The sequence below is a fragment of the Bradyrhizobium sp. 17 genome (assembly GCF_023073515.1).
Classification (GTDB): domain Bacteria; phylum Pseudomonadota; class Alphaproteobacteria; order Rhizobiales; family Xanthobacteraceae; genus Bradyrhizobium; species Bradyrhizobium canariense_D.
The window spans coordinates 51,806-68,194 of the sequence record NZ_JADPJQ010000120.1 but is presented as its reverse complement, the minus strand read 5'-3'; the positions used below and the strand labels follow the sequence as shown (position 1 = coordinate 68,194).

Genomic DNA, 16,389 nt, shown 5'->3' with positions numbered 1-16,389 from the left:
ATGATCACACGGGACCAGTCAGCGCTGCTCGCGCCGGTCGAGCGGGATTTGCGACTCGATCTCTTCCGCGGCATCGGTCTGTGGATGATCTTCCTCGACCACATTCCGCACGACGTCGTGGCTTGGCTGACCTTGCGCAATTACGGCTTCAGCGACGCCGCCGAATTCTTCGTCTTCATCTCCGGTTATCTGGTCGGCTGGATCTACGGGCCGATCGTCGCTGGCGGCTGGTTTCTCGCCGCGCTGAAGCGGCTGTGGCGGCGCGCGGTCGAGATGTACGTCGCCCACATCATGCTGTTCCTGCTGTTCACGGCGCAGATCGCCCGCACCGCGCGCCGCTTCGACAATCCGATGTACGAGCACGAGTTCAACGTGTTCAATTTCCTGTCGCATCCGGACGAGCTGATCGGGCAGGCGATCCTCCTGAAGTACAAGCCGGTCAATCTCGACGTGCTGCCGCTCTACATCACGCTCGTTTTCGCCTCGCCTTTCATCGTGTGGTGCCTGGTGCGCCGGCCGAACCTGACGCTCGCCGCATCCGTGGTGCTCTACGTGCTGGCGCGCTGGTTCGACTGGAACGTCGCCTCCTATCCGCCCGGCACGCACTGGTACTTCAACCCGTTCTGCTGGCAGCTGATGTTCGTGTTCGCAGCCTGGTGCGGCATCGGCCAGATCGACAAGATCGCGAGATGGGTGTGGTCCAGGGCGGCGATGGCGCTGGCCGCGGCCTGGCTCGCCTTCGCGCTGCTGATCGTGATGACCTGGCACGTCCCCGCGCTCGATGCCCTGACCCCGAAATGGATGATCAAGGCGATCTACCCGATCGACAAGACCGACCTCGACATGCTGCGCTTCACGCATTTCCTGGCGCTGGCGATCTGGGTGACTCACCTCATCTCGCGCAAATGGCGGACCCTGCACGGGGCCTGGCTGCGCCCTGTGATCCTCTGCGGCCAGCATTCGCTGCCGATCTTCTGCCTTGGCGTCTTCCTGTCGTTCTCGGCGCACTGGATCCTGACGCAATACACCAAGGGCGTCTGGGAGCAGCTCGCGGTCTCCGTCGTCGGCATCGTCATCATGATCGCAGCCGCCTGGCTGCTCGACCGGACCGAACGGGTGCCGAACCTGTTCGTGAAGGTGACGGAGATCGAGGAGGCCGACACCGTCCTGGAAAGCGCGCCTGCGGACAGGTCTGCCGTGGCGCCCGCGGGTCGTTGAGTATCGCCGGCCTGCATTTTCGCGGAGAGATCCAACGGAGGGGTTTATGTCCAGACTTGTGTTGACGATCGCCGGCACACTCCTGCTCCTGATCTCGGGTGCATCGGCGCAAGCGCCCTCGCCGGAGGCGATGAGCGCGGCGCGCAAGCTCGTGGTCACCTTGAAGATCGCGGATCAGTATCGCGCGCTGTTGCCGCAGCTCCTGCTCAAGCTGAGGCCCTGGGTCGCGCAGGACAGGCCGGAGATCGAGCGCGATTATGACGCGGTGACGGCACCCGGCTCCGAGATCTACACCCCGGCCCTCACCTCAATGATCGACCAGGTCGCCGCTCTCTATGCGCAGAGCTTCAGCATTGACGAGCTGCGCCAGATCGAGGCTTTCTATGTCCAGCCAGCCGGGAAGAAGCTTCTGGAGAAGTCGGATGCGCTGGCGCAGGCCAGCGCGCAGATCGGTCAGGACGTCGGTCAGAAGACGGCCGACGAGTTGAAGCAGCGCCTCATCGAGGCGCTGCGACAGAAGGGGCACAAGCTCTGAGCCTGTACCGACAGCGCTAGCGAACCTACGCCTTGTCCGTCCTGTTGGCTCACTTCACAAGAGGGCAGCCGCCGTCCTTCAGGGGCCGGAAGGCCTGGTCGGCAGGGACTTCGGCGAGCAGCTTGTAATAGTCCCACGGGCCTTTGGACTCCTCGGGCTTCTTCACCTGGAACAGATACATGCTGTGCACCATGCGGCCGTCTTCGCGTAAGCTGCCGTTGTCGGTGAAGGCATCCTTCACCGGCAGCTCGCGCATCTTGGCCATCACGGTCTTGGTGTCCTTTGTGCCAGCGGCCTGCACCGCCTTCAGGTAGTGCAGCGTCGCGCTGTAGGTCGCCGCCTGGTTCATCGTCGGCATGCGCTTGACGCGCTCCATGAAACGCTTGCCGAAAGCGCGGGTCTTCTCGTTGAGGTCCCAGTAATAGGCCTCGGTGATGATCAGTCCCTGCGCGAGCTTCAGCCCTAAGCTGTGCACGTCGGAGATGAACATCACGATCGCAGCCAGGTTCTGGCCGCCGGCGACGATGCCGAACTCACCGGCCTGCTTGATCGCATTGATGGTGTCGCCACCGCCGTTCGCCAGCCCGATGATCTTGGACTTCGAGGCCTGGGCCTGCAGCAGGAATGAGGAGAAGTCCGCGGTGTTGAGCGGATGCTTGACGCTGCCGAGCACCTTTCCGCCGGCCGCCTTCACCACGTCGGAGGTGTCGCGCTCGACTGAATGACCGAACACGTAGTCCGCCGTGAGGAAGAACCAGCTATCGCCGCCGTTCTTGACGATGGCGCTGCCGACCGTGTGCGCGTTGGCGTAGGTGTCGTAGGTCCAGTGCGCGGTGTAGGGCGAGCAGGACTTTCCGGTAATGTCGGAGCTTGCCGCATCCGTCACGATCATGATCTTCTCATACTGCTTCGACAGCTCCATCACTGCAAGCGCAGTGGCCGAGGTCGGCAGGTCGATGATCATGTCGACGCCCTCGGTCTCCCACCACTTTCGCGCGATGGTGGAGGCGACATCGGGCTTGTTCAGCACGTCGGCGCTGACCATGTCGATCGGCTTGCCGAACATCTGCCCGCCGAAATCCTCGATCGCCATTTTGGTGGCCTCGACATTCCCCTGGCCTCCGATGTCGGAATAGACCGAGGAGAAGTCGGAGAGCACGCCGATCTTGAGCGGCGCCTGCTGGGCGAGAGACGGGCTGATCACAAACGCAGTCAATCCGGCCGCTAGGGCGGCACGCATAATCCGGCACATGGCATTTCCCCAAACTCTATCGTTGGCGCACGAGGCTAGATTTGCCTCCCTCAAGCGTCAACTCTTGCGTAACGGCGCCGCGCTCGCTGGCTGATTTGACGCGGCCGGTTGCCCCGACTACGCTTTTGCAAAGAACAAGACGCGCGTGAATGCAATGGCCTGACCTGTGCTCAGGGCGGCACTCACGCAATGAGAAAATTCAGGGGAACGGAAATGACCGGCGACACCGCAGCGACCATCTCGAAGGCCCGCGAGCATTCCATCGGCGACCTCCTGCGCCGTGCGGCGGGTCGCGATCCGGGCAAGCTCGGGGTGAGCTGCGGCAATGTGAGCTGGACTTTTGCCGAGATGGACGCGATCTGCAATCGGCTCGGCCGTGGCCTGGTTGGCCTCGGCGTGAAAAAGGGGGACCGCCTCGCCGTGCTCTCGCGCAATTCGCATGCCTTTGCGGCGCTCCGGTTCGCGGTGGCCCGGATCGGTGCGGTGCTGGTGCCGATCAACTTCATGCTCAATCCGGACGAGATCAATTTCATCCTGAAGAGCTCCGGCGCAAAGCTGCTCGCGGCCGGCCCTGATTTCGTCGAGCCCGCGCGCGCGGCCAGCGCCAGGGATTGCGCGGTCGAGAAGATGATCTGGCTGCCGGGTGAGGATCCCGCCACCGCGCCCGCTAGCCTCACCACCTTCGACGATCTCCTCAGCTCCGACGGCTCGTATCTCGATGCGTCCGTCGACAGCCGCGATCTCGCGCAGATCGTCTATACCAGCGGCACGGAGTCGCTGCCCAAAGGCGCGATGCTGACCCATGACGCGGTGATGTGGCAGTATGTCAGCTGCATCATCGACGGCGGCATGAGCGTGGACGACAAATTCCTGCACGCGCTTCCGCTCTATCACTGCGCGCAGCTCGACGTGTTCCTGGGGCCGCAAATCTATCTCGGCGCCTCCGGTGTGATCACGGGCAAGCCTGCGGCCGACAATATTCTGACATTGATCCAGGCGCACAGGATCACATCGTTCTTTGCGCCGCCGACGATCTGGATCGCGATGCTGCGCTCGCCCAATTTCGACAAGACGGATTTGTCGACCTTGCAGAAGGGCTATTACGGCGCCTCGATCATGCCGGTGGAGGTGCTGCTCGAGCTCCAGCGCCGCCTGCCCAGCGTGAAGTTCTGGAATTTCTACGGCCAGACCGAGATCGCGCCGCTCGCGACCGTGCTGGGTCCTGCGGACCAACTGCGCAAGGCCGGCTCGGCGGGCAAGCCCGTGCTCAATGTCGAGACCCGCGTGGTCAACACTTCGATGGAGGATGTGAAGGTCGGCGAAGTCGGCGAGATCGTGCACCGCTCGCCGCATCTGCTCTCCGGCTATTACAACGATCCGGTCAAGACGGCGGCGGCGTTCTCCGGCGGCTGGTTTCACTCCGGCGATCTCGCCACCGTCGATGACGAGGGCCACATCACCGTGGTCGATCGCGTCAAGGACATGATCAAGACCGGTGGCGAGAACGTCGCGAGCCGCGAGGTCGAGGAGATGGTCTACCGCATCCCTGCCGTGTCGGAGGTTGCTGTGGTAGGCCTGCCCGATCCGCGCTGGATCGAGGCAGTGACTGCGATCGTCGTGGTCAAGAGCGGGGAGAAGCTCGACGAGGAGTCCGTCATCAAGCATTGCGCCGGCCAGATGGCGCATTTCAAGGTGCCCAAGCGCGTCATCTTCGTCGATGCCCTGCCCAAGAACCCGAGCGGCAAGCTGCTCAAGCGCGAGCTACGCCAGCGCTTCGTCGGCGGCGAGACGCTCGACAAGGCGATCCAGAAGAATTTTGGCACGTGAAGCTCGCGCCTCAATACTTCTTCACGTGGGCGCCGAACGCGAACCACAGCGCCATGGACGCGAGGCCGAAACCGCCGAGCAGCAGGAATGTCGGGCCGTAGCCGATCCATTGCGCGATCCAGCCGCCAAGCGCGGGGCTGAGGCTCGCGCCGACACCCTGCACGGTGATCACGGCACCCTGGCCGAGATTGATGCGGCCGGTGCCGTTGAGCGAGCGCGCGACCATGCCGGGGACGGCAACCGTCTGGAGTCCGGTGCCCAGGCCGTCGAGCACCTGCATCGGTACGACGCCCCACCATCCCGTGACGAAGAAGGCGAGCACGCCGCGGATGGGCAGGAACATGAAGGAGACAAGAATGATGGGCCAGTAGTTGCGCTTGCTCGCCGCCTTCATTGCGATCAGCGACGTGATGACCATGACGCCTTGTGCGATCACCACGATGGTCGCGACGAAGCTCGGGCCGTTGGCCTGGCCCTCGGCGACCGCCGCCAGGCCATAGAGCGGAACGATGGCGGCATTGCCGAGATGAAACAGCGCGAGCGCCAGTGCCAGCACCAGCAGCGCGCGGTGCTTGAGCAGCATCGTGAACGCGTCCGGCGCGCTGTCGGGATCGTCCTCCTTGCTGCCGCGCGCGGCGCGATCATCGATCGCCTTGGCCGGAATCATCATCACACAGGCGATCGCGATGGCGCCGAACACCGCCGCCAGCACGAACACCGAGACATAGCCGAACTTGTAACCGAGATAGCCCGACAGCGCGGCGCCGACCATGTTGCCGGCGTGGTTGAAGGCCTGGTTGCGGCCGTTGAGCGCGTTGAAGCCCTTCTGCTTGGCGATGCCGAGCGTGATGCCGGTGACCGCGGGCACGATCGCGGCGCTCGCCAGCGATTGTGCGATCTGCGAGAACGTCACCGCCCAGAAATTTTGCGAGATCAGGATGATCGCGGAGGCGAGCACCACGCAGATGCCGGGAATCACGACCCACATGCGCTTGTTGCGGCTGGCGTCGATGAAGCCGCCGATCGGCGTGGTGATCAGCATGCCCGCGACATTGCCGATCGTCATCGCGGTACCGATCAACCCGCTCGCCCAGCCGCGCTCCTGGAGGAAGACGCCGACGAAAGGGCCGATGCCCGACTGCATGTCGGCCATGAAGAAGTTGAGAGCGAACAGGGGCCAGATACGAGACGAGGAGGGGGACCGCGATGTCATCGATACCAAAACGTCGTCTCAGCCGGAATACGGCGGGTGGGACATAATCCTTTCAGCCAATCGTTCTGGCGCGGACGAGGCATTAACGAGTGCTGATCGGGTTGGTTCCAGCCCTTGCCCGGAGGCGGGCCTTGCAGTTACGGCCAGCAATTCCTTATTGACGTTGGATTGTCTCTGTTGGGAGTACGGCATGCCTCTCTGGACCTGCGAAACCTGCGGCGCGCAATTCCCGGATGGCGAAAATCCGCCCGCGGCCTGTCAGATTTGCGAGGACGAGCGGCAATACGTCGGTTGGAAGGGCCAGACTTTCCTCACGCGCGAGGCGCTCTCGGAACGTCACTGCCTGGCCTGGCGCGACGATCTCGGCTTGACCGGCATCGCGCTCGAGCCAAGTTTTGCGATCGGCCAGCGGGCGCTGCTGGTGCCGCTCGCGGACGGCTGGCTGATGTGGGACTGCGTACCGCTGGCGACGCCGGAGGCGATCGCGCATATGCGGTCGCTCGGCGGGTTGAAGGCGATCGCGATCTCGCATCCGCATTACTATGGCGCGCTCGCCGACTGGAGCGAGGCGTTCGGCGGGGTGCCGGTCTATTTGCACGCCGATGATCGCCAATGGGTGACGCGTCCGCATGCGTCGATCGTGCACTGGACCGGCGAAAACCATCGCATCTCCGACGATGTGCTGCTCCTGCGCACCGGTGGTCACTTCGCCGGCGCCACCATGCTGCACCATGCGAGGGGTGCGGACGGCAGGGGCGCGCTGCTCACCGGCGATATCGCGCAGGTCACGATGGATCGCCGCTTCGTCAGCTTCATGTACTCATATCCGAACTACATGCCACTCAATGCCGCCGCAGTGCGACGGATTGCGGCTGCCGTCGAGCCGCTGGCCTTCGATCGCATCTACGGCGCCTGGTGGGACCGCAACATCGCCGCAGGCGCCAAGGCCGCCTTCGCGGCCTCTGTCGCGCGCTACCTGGCCGCCATCGCCTAAGCCGGCTCGCGACGGGATTTATCTTGCTGATCCACAATAAATGGACTATAAGTACAGTTATTAAGCGTTACGCGACGATGCGTCTGCGGGACCGGCATGATCGATGCATCGCTGTTTCCGCGGCGCGCTCGCCGCGTGAGCGGGAGTTCGGTCCATGACGGCAGGGCGCGACTACGAGATCTTCGAGGCCGGCGACGTCACGCTCCGGTCCGGGGCCGTCGTCCCTTCGCTCAAGCTCGCCTACAAGACCTACGGCACGCTCGGTCCGGACAAGGACAATGTCATTCTCTATCCGACCTCGTTCAGCGCGCAGCACACCGACACCGAGTGGCTGATCGGCCCCGACGGCGTGCTCGACCCCACGCGCTACTTCATCGTGATTCCGAACCTGTTCGGCAACGGCCTGTCGTCCTCGCCGTCGAATACCGCCGCGCCGTTCCCGATCGTGAGCTATCACGATGCCATCGCGGTCCAGCATCGGCTGCTCACCGAGCGGTTCGGCATCTCGAAGCTAGCCTTGGTCTATGGCTGGTCGATGGGCGGCATGCAGGCCTATCACTGGGCGGCGCTGCATCCCGATATGGTCGAACGGGCGGCCGTCGTCTGCGGCAGTGCCCGTTGTGCGCCCTATAATTACGTCTTCCTGGAAAGTGTGAAGGCCGCGCTGACCGCCGATCCCGCCTTCCGTGACGGCCGCTTCGCCGAGAAGCCCGTCGCAGGCTATCGCGCCATGGGGCGAGTCTACGCGGGTTGGGCGATGTCGCACGGTTTCTATCGCGACGAGATCTGGCGCGAAGCAGGCTTCACCTCGTTGGACGACTATCTCGTCCGCACATGGGACGCGGCGTTTGCCCGGCGCGATGCCAACGATCTCCTGGCTCAGATCGGGATCTGGCAGAACGGAGATATCAGTCGCTGCGCCACATTCAACGGCGATTTCGATCGCGCGCTCGGTGCGATCACGGCCCACATGCTGCTGATGCCCGGTGCGACCGACCGCTATTTCGACGTCCGCGACAACGAGGACGAACTCGGCCGGCTGGTCAATGCGCGCTCTGCGGTGCTGCATCCGATCCCGTCGCTGCACGGCCATCGCGCCGGCAACCCCATCAACAATCCGCGCGATCGGGCCTTCATCAAGGCCGAGATCGCGGAGCTTCTCGGCAAGTAGGGCAGGCATCCGATCATGAGCGACGCAACCGTTTCAGACTCCGGCCATCGGCTGAAGCCGTTGGCGCCGGCGATGCTGCGTGAACTGTCGGTGCGGTCCAACCTCAGGGGCGCCGTGCAGAGCCTCGGCCATTACGGCATGGTCGTACTGGTCGGCGCGCTGATCTGGCGGGTCTCGACGACCTGGGGTATCCTTTGGGCGTTGCCGCTGATGGCGGTGCAGGGCTATCTCGTCGCCTTCCTGTTCATGGCCGTGCACGAGACCGCGCACAAGACCGCGTTCAAAAGTCGCGGTCTCAACCTCGTGGTCGGCTATCTCTCGGGCTTCATCATCGGCTTGCCCTACGAATATTATTGCCTGTTTCACTGGGACCATCACCGCTACACCCAAGACCCCGAGAGGGACCCGGAGCTCGTCGTCGGCGTGAAGCCGAAATCCGACACGCAGCTCGCGCTCGCCTATAGCGGCGTGCTTCAGGTCGCCGGCCGCCTGTGGCTGATGCTCGGCCATGCCGTCACCGGCAAGGTCGTCGTGCCATGGATCCCCGAGAACAGGCGCGCCATCATCGTCACCGAGGCGCGCGCCTATGTCGCGCTCTATGCGCTGCTGCTCGTGCTGTCGTTGTGGTTCTCGTCGGCGCTGCTGCTCTGGGTCTGGATCGTGCCGTTGATCATTGGGCAGTTCTTCCTGCGTCCCTATCTCTACGCCGAGCACACCGGCTGCGAGCGTACCCGCAGCGCATTCCAGAACACCCGCACCACCTACACCGGCGCGATCGTCAAATGGATCGCGTGGAACATGCCCTACCATGTCGAGCATCACGCCTATCCCTCGATCCCGTTCCACGCACTGCCGAAGCTGAACGGGATCGTCGACGGCGAAATCGTCCATCGTGGCCGCGGCTACATCCGGACGACGCGCGAGACCTGGGCCTGGTTTCGGCGACATAGACAGGCCGGCTAGCGGAAGAAAAATCGACGCGCAAAGCCCCGATCGCGGTGCGATCGGGGCTTTGTCGTGAATGCGGGATATCAGTAGATCCCGTATGCGCAGACGTTCACGACGCGGACGCGCAGGCCGTGGCGGGTCTGGACGACGCGCTCCTGATAGCAATTGTTGACGCCGCTGTTGACGTAGACCCCGCCAAAGCCCCAGCCGTGACCCCAGTGATGGTGGAAGCCGTGGGCCGACGCGGCGGTGGGGGCGAGAGCGGCAACGCCGAGCGAGCCGGCGGCGATCAGACCAAGTGCAAGCTTACGAAACATTTTCATTCTCCAGTTTGGCGTAAGGGCCGTTGTTGTGTCCCTGCATCTCGGTCGAGCCGAAACGCGAATGCGTTCATGCAGCGCGGGGAGAATCGTGTTTCAGGAGTGTTTCGTCGGTCGCGGCGCGTCGCGCCGCCGTCCTGTTTTCCGCGCCGCGCGATAGCGCACAGCCATCGCCTCTGTCAGCTCGGCCATCTTCTCGCGCAGGTCGGCCGGCTCCAGCACTTCGGCCTCGGGCCCGAGCCGCAACAATTCGGCGGCGGCATGCCATGACGTCTTGCCGGTCGGCACTCTGGCAATGCGCCAGCCGTCCGCATCCGCGGTCTCTTCGAGCTGCGTACGCGCCCTGACGTAAGGCTGGCTCAGGGCATCGAGCAGTTTCACGCCGAAGGGCGACAGCCGAACGATCGCGACATTGGGATGCATCTCGGCCTCAAGACGCAGCGTTGCATCCCGCCAATAGCCGGCGAGATCGAAACCGGCGGGCCGCTCACACCGATCGTCGAGCGCGGTGCAGTCGAGCACGCGCGCGACGCGATAGGTCCGCACGCTGCCGTCGACCAGACCTGCGAGATACCAGCTGCCCCCTTTCAGCACGAGACCGAGCGGCGCGACGCGACGCTGCTTCTCGGCGCGCCAGCTCTGGTAGCGGATCTTGATCAGTGTCCCGCGCAGGGTCGCGGCGGCGATCGTGCGCAGATGCTTCGGTTCTTCCGCCTCGCCGAACCAGCCCGGCGCGTCGAGGTGAAAGCGCTCCTGCATCCGTCCGGCGTCTTCGCGCAAATTGGCGGGCAGCGCGGCCATCAGCTTGTTCTGTGCGGCGATCATCGCCGCATCCAGCCCGAACGCCGCCGCTGGGCCCGGCAATCCCCCCAGAAACAGCGCTTCCGCCTCGCTCTGCGACAGACCGTTCAGCCGCACGCGATAGCCGTCGAGCAGGCGATAGCCGCCCTCCGCCCCGCGGTCGGCATAGACGGGGACGCCGGACGCCGCGAGCGCGTCGATGTCGCGGTAGATCGTGCGCACCGAGACTTCGCAGGCCTGCGCGAGCTCGGGCGCGGTGACCTGCCCCTTGGCCTGGAGGGTGGTGAGGATCGACAGCATCCGGCTCGCGCGCATGATTCCTTAAACCATACCTGACACAGGATGTCAGGTATGGTCCGCTACAACGCCATCGCCAGCCGGCAGATGGAGACCGCCATGACTGATCCGAACCGCATCACGCTGTATTATTCGCCGCAAACCCGGGCCACCGGCACGCGGGTGCTGCTGGAGGAACTGGGAGCGCCTTATGATCTTCGTGTCCTCAACATGAAGGCCGGCGAGCAGCGCCAGCCGGCCTATCTCGCCATCAACCCGCTCGGCAAGGTGCCGGCGATCCACCACCGCAACGCGCTGGTGACCGAGCAGGTCGCGATCACCATCTATCTAGCCGATTTGTTTCCGCAGGCGGGGCTGACACCCGCGCTGAACGATCCGCTGCGCGGCCCGTATCTGCGCTGGATCGCCTATTACGGCGCCTCGTTCGAGCCGGCCCTGATCGACAAGTTCATGCAGCGCGAGCCGGCACCGATCACGCAATCGCCGTATGCCGACTATGACATCATGCTCGGCGCGCTCGAGGCGCAGCTGTCGAAGGGCCCGTATCTGCTCGGCGAGCGCATGACGGGCGCCGACGTGCTGTGGGGCGTCGCGTTCAGCTGGACCATGATGTTCGGCATTGTGCCGAAAAAGGACGTGTTCGTCCGCTATGCCGAACGCATGACCTCGCGGCCCGCGTTCCAGCGCATCAACGCAGCGGACGCTGAGATGGCGGCGCAGCATGCTGCGGCGGCTGGCGGTTGAATGAACCGGGGTTGCAGATGACGAAGCCGGTGCACACGACCAACTGCTTCAACACCTTCATCCAGGTTGCTGAAGATTGTCCTGCGCGTACCGGCGAAGAGCCGCCGCTGCGCGCGGGAAAGCCGACGGTGGCGTGCCTGCAATACGGGATGATCGCCAAGGCGCCTTACAAATACACGTCCGACGACGTGATCTTCGCGACCTCTGCGTCGGGACGCGAACTCGCCGTGAAGGCGACGAAAACGGAGAAGCAGGCGGCCCGCGAAGCGTTCTTCTCCCGAGGGCAGGCGTGCATGAGGGCGTCGAGCCTGGGCAAGCGCTTCGGCTGGGGCGTTCATGCCGATAGCAAGGGCCGGATCGCGATCTATCCCATCGAGAGCAAACACTACAAGGCGCTTGCCCGCGATCCCAGGCTCACGCAGGTGCGCGCGATGCGGTCGAAGCGGGCTTGATCAGAATTTCGGCGGTCGCTTCTCCGCGAACGCCTTGATGCCTTCCTTGATCTCGTCGCCGCGCATGCTGTCGCGGTGACGCTGATCGGCGGCTTGCGCGTCCAATTCGCCGCGGGCGAATTCGTTGATGGCGCGCTTCATGCCGCGCATCGCCTGCGGCGCGTTGCCGGCGAGGATCGCAGCGAGCCTGTCGACCTCCTCGTCCAGAAACTCCAACGCCACCATGTCGGTGAGATAGCCGATCCGCAGCATCTCCGGCGCGCTGATCTTTTGCGCGGTCAGGAACAGTTTTTTTGCATTGTCGACGCCGAGCCGCGTCACGTAACGCTTGATGCCGCTGCTGTAGTAATGCAGCCCGAGCCGTGCCGCGGGCATGAACATCTCGGCGGTATCGACGCCGATGCGGAAGTCGCAGGCAAGCGCGAGGTCGGTCGCGCCGCCATAGACGCCGCCGTTGAGCCGGCAGATCGTGGGGACGCCGAGATCCTCCAGCCGGTTGACGACCACCTCGAACGCCGATCCCGCGCTCTGCTGCTCGTTCGCACTGACCGCGCGCTCGGCAACGGAATTGAGGTCATAGCCGGCGGAGAAGGCGCGCCCCGTGCCGGTCAGCACCAGCACGCGGATAGCAGGATCGGCCTCGACCCGGTCGAACAGTTTGACCAGTTCGCCGAGATCCTCGGCCTGGAGCCGGTTGAGATGTTTGGGCCGGTTGAGGCGGATGGTGGCGCGTGCGCCAACGAGTTCGAGCACCGGGCCAGTGGCTGCGTCGGCTGTGTCCGACATTCTTGTCTCCATTTATTTTGCTTGTCGCCATTTATTTGTTTTCGAGCGTGCGCCGCTTCGCCTCGGCATCGATGGTCTCGGCGAGATCGGGATGCCGCGCCATCAGCACGCGGAAGTCGACGAGGTCGAGCACAAGAAGCCGCGACACCTTGGTGGTCGAGACGTTGGCGCCGCGCAAATTGTTGCCGAGCAAGGCCATCTCGCCGAAGAAGGCGCCATCGCCGAGCCGCACCTTCTTGCCGGGCAGGTCGACCTCGACCTCGCCGGCGGCGATGAAATACATGCAGTCGCCCTGCGCACCCTTGCGGATGATCATGGTGCGCGCCGGCAGCTCCATGGTGCGCAGCATGTGGGTGACGTCGGCGATGGCGGCCGGTCCAAGCGCTGCAAAGAACGGCACCTTGCTGACGGATTCCCAGGTCTTGAGGAAATTGTCGCGCCGGGTCTCCGCGGCAAAGCCGGTCGCCAAAATACCGGTCCAGAGGCCGAACACACCGAGGCCGGAGATCATCACCAGCGCCGCCACCATGCGGCCCAGCGGCGTCACCGGCACCACGTCGCCATAGCCCGTCGTCGTCAGGGTTGCGACGGCCCACCACAGCGCGGCCGGCACGCTGCCGAACGTCTGCGGCTGCACGTCCCGCTCCAGGAAATATTCGGCAACCGAGGCCAGGAAGACCACCATCAGGAAGATCACGAGCACGCTGACCAGCGGCCCCGATTCCAGCACCAGCACGCGGCGGAGCTGCCGCAGGCCGGGAATGCCCGGCACCACCTTCAGCACCCAGAGCACGCTGAGCAGCCACGCCGTCCTGGGCTCGATCCCGAGAATCAGCGCGGCCGGCACGGCCAACGCACCGACCGCGTCGACCAGCCCGGCGGAGGAGGACATGTAGAGTGCAAGGCGCCCCTGTCGCGTCATATGGCGCAGCCGGACCACCCATTCGTATACGAAGTACACGAGACAGGTCCAAAGCAGGGCGTCGACCCAGCGATGTGCCGTCTCATAGGCCGGGTTGACCGTCAGGAGCACCATGGCAAGCACGCCGACGGCGACGGCCACATAGGCCGCCCTGGTCATGTTGCGGCCGGCCGTGGCGGCCGCGAACTGGGCCAGAGCGGAGATCAGCGGCTTGGACATGCGAGCAGGCGGCTCAGTTTCGTCTTTGCGGTCCCCGGCTGGAACCTCGCTGCCAAAGTGCCTGCCCGGCTCGAGGCCGTCAACGACGGTCCGCCGGACCACGCGCCGCTACTTGAAATGCGGCGGTTCGTCGTAGCCGCGACGGCTGCTGAAGAACAGCAGCACCATCAAGCCGATGCCGACAAGAACGGAAAAACCGGCCCCCAACGCCAGCGCCACGTAGCCTTCCGTCGGGATCGGCTCGCCCTCGACCGCCATCGCGGAATAAACGAAATAGCCAACCGCGGCCAACATTCCCAGCAGGAAGATGATGAGGAGTGCACGCATGGCGCGGTCTCCGGTTGATCCGAGAACAAACGGTTGTGGACAGGGACGGTTCCCGGCCTAGGGCCCCCGGTCGCTCGAAGACGTGCCGGCAAGGCGTCGCCGTAGGTCCTCAAATTGATGGGTCAGGCACTCTGAGCTGTCTTCACCACCACGACATTGCTCTCGTCGTGCTGGGAAGGGGCCACATCCTGAGCGGCCTTCTCGCCCGCGCCCGCATGGCGCTTGAGATAGTCGCGGCGCATGCCGATCTCGTCGCGGACGAATTCGTAGCCGAGCTTGAAGGTGTCGAGCCCGTCGGTACTGATCGTGCCGTCTCTGAGGCCGATGACGGCGCCGCGTAAAATGCCTTCCAGCTCGTCCTGGAGACATTCGAGCTGGTCGAGCGAATGCGCATGTTCGATCCGCTCGCCGATGTCGAGGATGGCGGTGGCCAGCTCGCTGGCCTTCTCCGGCGCGATCCGGGTGATCTTGGCGTAGATCGCGGCGAAGATCGAGCCGATGACGCTGAGCGCGGCAGCGCCGAGATACATCAGGTCGCTGTACTTATCCATGAACGACTTGGTGTCGTCGTTGATGTAGTCGGCCGCCCCTTGATGCGCCATCACGAAGGCGTCCTTCTCGACGGAGGCGGGCTCGATCCTAGTGGCAAAGCCGCTGTCGAGCCCGAGCGCGGACTTGTTCTCGTAGACGGTGCGCGCGAGCTCCCCGGCCGCCGTCGGCGACATCCTGGATTGGGCGACCAGCAACCATTCGAGCCCGATCGTGTCGAGATCGTCGCCGGGAATTTCCGGCGATGCAGACAGCGTGCCCGCCGTCAGCGTCTCGCTGGAAATGCCGGGGATCTTGCGCGCCAGCGCTTTCGCCTCGTCGATCGCGTTCAGCGTGAAGCCGCCGCGCCTGGCGACCTGCTCATACGCCTTGTCCCGCACCGCCCGCGAGGCGTGGACGATGGCGACGACTGCGCCAAAGCCGCTCGCCGGCGCGAACAGCTTGTCGAGTGTAGCGCCCTGTGGCGCCATCCGGATCCTCCCCGCGTCCGCACCCTCCGGAACGTCGAGGATACCGCGGACGAAGACGAGCGCGGAGTCGTTGTCGGCGACGACGGCGACCTTCTTCTTCTTCAGCTCGGCGAGCGACTTGATCTTCTTGTTTCCGGGCCCGAGCAGCAGCACGATATCGTGCTCGAGGATCGCGAGCGTGCGTGCCCGCAGCGGCACCTTGGCGTCGGTGCGCAGCACCGCGAGGTCGGCCTGCTTGCGATCGAACTGGGCGATCGCCTTGGCGTTGTCGGCGTTGTTGACGATCTTGATCCGGAAGCGCGAGGCGTTGTTCTTCAGGACGGCGGCGAGCTTGGCTGCGAACAGCGCCTCGTCGCTGTTGGGGGCGCCGACCGCAAAGGTCAGCGTCTCCGAATTGTGCACCAGCATGCGGCCGCCCCAGACGGTGGCAAGCGACAACAGCAGGGTCAGCACGACGTAGAGGAAGACCTGCTGCTGATTGGTCTTGATCACCTTGGGTCGCCGGGGCGGTGGCTCGATCGGCGATGAGGTCGGGCCCTCAGTACTCATGGCAGCACTCTGGCCTTATGCTTCCGGTGGCGGGCGGCTTGCGGATGTGATCGCTGCGGTCGCCCTGTAATTCGTAAACGTCTGAAAAAAGAACGATATTCTCTACTGACGATGGTAGCGCGCAGGCCGCGGAATGCAAATTCCGAGCCGAAGGTAACCTTACTCAACTCGGCCCCGGCGATTGGTCATCCTATCACCAGTTAGCCACAGTTGGCGATTTTCCGGTTCCCCCCGGCTGCATTCCGCCGCGGGAGGTGTCATAAATCGCAAGTCCCGGCGATTTGACCGGTCCAGGAAGAGATTGCGCTGAACGCTCCAATTCTTCTTGTCACGTCAACGAGGGCGCCTTGTCGTTTCCACCTCTGTCATCGGCGGTTCCGGTCGAAGCCCTCATTGGTTGGATGTTGCTGCTGACGTTCAAGCACATCATCGCCGATTTCGTCCTCCAGACCGCCTGGATGGCGCACGGCAAGGACCAGAAGCACGGCTGGGCCCTGCCGCTCCTGGTGCACTGCCTGGTTCACCTTGCGGTTGCGCTGCCGCTGATCCTGATCGTGGCGCCGAAATTCTGGTTTGTGGCGCTGATCGACTTCGTCATCCACATCACGATCGACCGCGCCAAGGGCCTCGTCTCAGCCAATTTCGGTGTCGATCTTGCGCATCCCTGGTTCTGGACCCTGATCGGTGTCGACCAGGCCCTGCACCATCTGACTGGCTTCGGCCTCTCCATCTTCATGGCGGCGAACTGACCGCTGGCGGCCTCGGCGCGTAGGTGGTCGTCCATCGGCATCCACA

At 64.2% G+C, this 16,389-nt stretch carries 17 protein-coding genes; 9 read left to right on the top strand and 8 right to left on the bottom strand.

What is annotated here, in order from left to right; translation table 11 throughout:
- Together IVB13_RS29460 and IVB13_RS29455 are read left to right on the top strand one after the other, a co-directional pair.
- The gene (locus tag IVB13_RS29460) at positions 1–1,218 is read left to right on the top strand and encodes an OpgC domain-containing protein (RefSeq protein WP_026233810.1); all 1,218 of its coding nucleotides are present in this window, start codon (positions 1–3) and stop codon (positions 1,216–1,218) included.
- Positions 1,219–1,264: 46 nt separating this feature from the next.
- Positions 1,265–1,753 (top strand): DUF2059 domain-containing protein, encoded by a 489-nt coding sequence (locus IVB13_RS29455; RefSeq protein WP_026233811.1) that lies wholly within the window; start codon positions 1,265–1,267, stop codon positions 1,751–1,753.
- A 49-nt stretch (positions 1,754–1,802) separates the two neighbouring features.
- On the opposite strand, the gene IVB13_RS29450 is transcribed toward IVB13_RS29455, so the two are convergent.
- Entirely contained in the window at positions 1,803–3,005 is a 1,203-nt protein-coding gene (locus tag IVB13_RS29450) for an ABC transporter substrate-binding protein (RefSeq protein WP_026233812.1), read from the bottom strand.
- 213 nt (positions 3,006–3,218) lie between these two features.
- Between IVB13_RS29450 and IVB13_RS29445 the strand changes: the two genes are divergently transcribed.
- Complete coding sequence (locus IVB13_RS29445; RefSeq protein ID WP_018459443.1) at positions 3,219–4,832, top strand: acyl-CoA synthetase; 1,614 nt, start codon at positions 3,219–3,221, stop codon at positions 4,830–4,832.
- 10 nt (positions 4,833–4,842) lie between these two features.
- On the opposite strand, the gene IVB13_RS29440 is transcribed toward IVB13_RS29445, so the two are convergent.
- The gene (locus IVB13_RS29440) at positions 4,843–6,045 is read right to left on the bottom strand and encodes an MFS transporter (RefSeq protein ID WP_026233813.1); all 1,203 of its coding nucleotides are present in this window, start codon (positions 6,043–6,045) and stop codon (positions 4,843–4,845) included.
- Between the two features lie 190 nt (positions 6,046–6,235).
- Here IVB13_RS29440 and IVB13_RS29435 point away from each other — a divergent pair, with 190 nt between their 5' ends.
- The 3 genes from IVB13_RS29435 (at position 6,236) to IVB13_RS29425 (ending at position 9,173) form a co-directional block, all read left to right on the top strand.
- On the top strand, positions 6,236–7,039 hold the full coding sequence (locus IVB13_RS29435) for a hypothetical protein (RefSeq protein ID WP_018459445.1): 804 nt from the start codon (positions 6,236–6,238) through the stop codon (positions 7,037–7,039).
- A 154-nt stretch (positions 7,040–7,193) separates the two neighbouring features.
- Positions 7,194–8,210, top strand: coding sequence for an alpha/beta fold hydrolase (locus IVB13_RS29430; RefSeq protein ID WP_018459446.1), 1,017 nt, complete (start codon positions 7,194–7,196; stop codon positions 8,208–8,210).
- Between the two features lie 15 nt (positions 8,211–8,225).
- On the top strand, positions 8,226–9,173 hold the full coding sequence (locus tag IVB13_RS29425) for a fatty acid desaturase (RefSeq protein WP_018459447.1): 948 nt from the start codon (positions 8,226–8,228) through the stop codon (positions 9,171–9,173).
- A gap of 68 nt (positions 9,174–9,241) precedes the next feature.
- On the opposite strand, the gene IVB13_RS29420 is transcribed toward IVB13_RS29425, so the two are convergent.
- Together IVB13_RS29420 and IVB13_RS29415 are read right to left on the bottom strand one after the other, a co-directional pair.
- The gene (locus IVB13_RS29420; protein ID WP_018459448.1) at positions 9,242–9,475 is read right to left on the bottom strand and encodes a hypothetical protein; all 234 of its coding nucleotides are present in this window, start codon (positions 9,473–9,475) and stop codon (positions 9,242–9,244) included.
- 99 nt (positions 9,476–9,574) lie between these two features.
- Complete coding sequence (locus IVB13_RS29415; RefSeq protein ID WP_085361649.1) at positions 9,575–10,594, bottom strand: YafY family protein; 1,020 nt, start codon at positions 10,592–10,594, stop codon at positions 9,575–9,577.
- A gap of 81 nt (positions 10,595–10,675) precedes the next feature.
- On the opposite strand from IVB13_RS29415, the gene IVB13_RS29410 reads away from it, so the two are divergent.
- On the top strand, positions 10,676–11,320 hold the full coding sequence (locus IVB13_RS29410) for a glutathione S-transferase family protein (protein ID WP_026233814.1): 645 nt from the start codon (positions 10,676–10,678) through the stop codon (positions 11,318–11,320).
- Between the two features lie 17 nt (positions 11,321–11,337).
- Complete coding sequence (locus tag IVB13_RS29405) at positions 11,338–11,772, top strand: DUF6157 family protein (protein WP_018459450.1); 435 nt, start codon at positions 11,338–11,340, stop codon at positions 11,770–11,772.
- Here IVB13_RS29405 and IVB13_RS29400 read toward each other — a convergent pair whose 3' ends face one another.
- The 4 genes from IVB13_RS29400 to IVB13_RS29385 form a co-directional block, all read right to left on the bottom strand.
- Positions 11,773–12,558, bottom strand: a complete 786-nt coding sequence (locus tag IVB13_RS29400; protein ID WP_018459451.1) for an enoyl-CoA hydratase/isomerase family protein — start codon at positions 12,556–12,558, stop codon at positions 11,773–11,775.
- A gap of 31 nt (positions 12,559–12,589) precedes the next feature.
- Positions 12,590–13,699, bottom strand: coding sequence for a cyclic nucleotide-gated ion channel (locus IVB13_RS29395; protein ID WP_026233815.1), 1,110 nt, complete (start codon positions 13,697–13,699; stop codon positions 12,590–12,592).
- Between the two features lie 108 nt (positions 13,700–13,807).
- Positions 13,808–14,026: a hypothetical protein gene (locus IVB13_RS29390; protein ID WP_018459453.1), complete on the bottom strand. Its 219-nt coding sequence runs from the start codon at positions 14,024–14,026 to the stop codon at positions 13,808–13,810.
- Positions 14,027–14,148: 122 nt separating this feature from the next.
- Positions 14,149–15,594, bottom strand: a complete 1,446-nt coding sequence (locus tag IVB13_RS29385; RefSeq protein ID WP_026233586.1) for a TAXI family TRAP transporter solute-binding subunit — start codon at positions 15,592–15,594, stop codon at positions 14,149–14,151.
- A 401-nt stretch (positions 15,595–15,995) separates the two neighbouring features.
- Here IVB13_RS29385 and IVB13_RS29380 point away from each other — a divergent pair, with 401 nt between their 5' ends.
- Complete coding sequence (locus IVB13_RS29380; protein ID WP_018458457.1) at positions 15,996–16,343, top strand: DUF3307 domain-containing protein; 348 nt, start codon at positions 15,996–15,998, stop codon at positions 16,341–16,343.
- The last annotated feature ends 46 nt before the right edge of the window (positions 16,344–16,389 follow it).

Excerpts from the sequence above, each read along its gene's own strand:
- IVB13_RS29460 (WP_026233810.1), top strand. The coding sequence starts at position 1 with ATGATCACACGGGACCAGTCAGCGCTGCTCGCGCCGGTCGAGCGGGAT.
- IVB13_RS29455 (WP_026233811.1), top strand. The coding sequence starts at position 1,265 with ATGTCCAGACTTGTGTTGACGATCGCCGGCACACTCCTGCTCCTGATC.
- IVB13_RS29450 (WP_026233812.1), bottom strand. The coding sequence starts at position 3,005 with ATGTGCCGGATTATGCGTGCCGCCCTAGCGGCCGGATTGACTGCGTTT.
- IVB13_RS29445 (WP_018459443.1), top strand. The coding sequence starts at position 3,219 with ATGACCGGCGACACCGCAGCGACCATCTCGAAGGCCCGCGAGCATTCC.
- IVB13_RS29440 (WP_026233813.1), bottom strand. The coding sequence starts at position 6,045 with ATGACATCGCGGTCCCCCTCCTCGTCTCGTATCTGGCCCCTGTTCGCT.
- IVB13_RS29435 (WP_018459445.1), top strand. The coding sequence starts at position 6,236 with ATGCCTCTCTGGACCTGCGAAACCTGCGGCGCGCAATTCCCGGATGGC.
- IVB13_RS29430 (WP_018459446.1), top strand. The coding sequence starts at position 7,194 with ATGACGGCAGGGCGCGACTACGAGATCTTCGAGGCCGGCGACGTCACG.
- IVB13_RS29425 (WP_018459447.1), top strand. The coding sequence starts at position 8,226 with ATGAGCGACGCAACCGTTTCAGACTCCGGCCATCGGCTGAAGCCGTTG.
- IVB13_RS29420 (WP_018459448.1), bottom strand. The coding sequence starts at position 9,475 with ATGTTTCGTAAGCTTGCACTTGGTCTGATCGCCGCCGGCTCGCTCGGC.
- IVB13_RS29415 (WP_085361649.1), bottom strand. The coding sequence starts at position 10,594 with ATGCGCGCGAGCCGGATGCTGTCGATCCTCACCACCCTCCAGGCCAAG.
- IVB13_RS29410 (WP_026233814.1), top strand. The coding sequence starts at position 10,676 with ATGACTGATCCGAACCGCATCACGCTGTATTATTCGCCGCAAACCCGG.
- IVB13_RS29405 (WP_018459450.1), top strand. The coding sequence starts at position 11,338 with ATGACGAAGCCGGTGCACACGACCAACTGCTTCAACACCTTCATCCAG.
- IVB13_RS29400 (WP_018459451.1), bottom strand. The coding sequence starts at position 12,558 with ATGTCGGACACAGCCGACGCAGCCACTGGCCCGGTGCTCGAACTCGTT.
- IVB13_RS29395 (WP_026233815.1), bottom strand. The coding sequence starts at position 13,699 with ATGTCCAAGCCGCTGATCTCCGCTCTGGCCCAGTTCGCGGCCGCCACG.
- IVB13_RS29390 (WP_018459453.1), bottom strand. The coding sequence starts at position 14,026 with ATGCGTGCACTCCTCATCATCTTCCTGCTGGGAATGTTGGCCGCGGTT.
- IVB13_RS29385 (WP_026233586.1), bottom strand. The coding sequence starts at position 15,594 with ATGAGTACTGAGGGCCCGACCTCATCGCCGATCGAGCCACCGCCCCGG.
- IVB13_RS29380 (WP_018458457.1), top strand. The coding sequence starts at position 15,996 with ATGTTGCTGCTGACGTTCAAGCACATCATCGCCGATTTCGTCCTCCAG.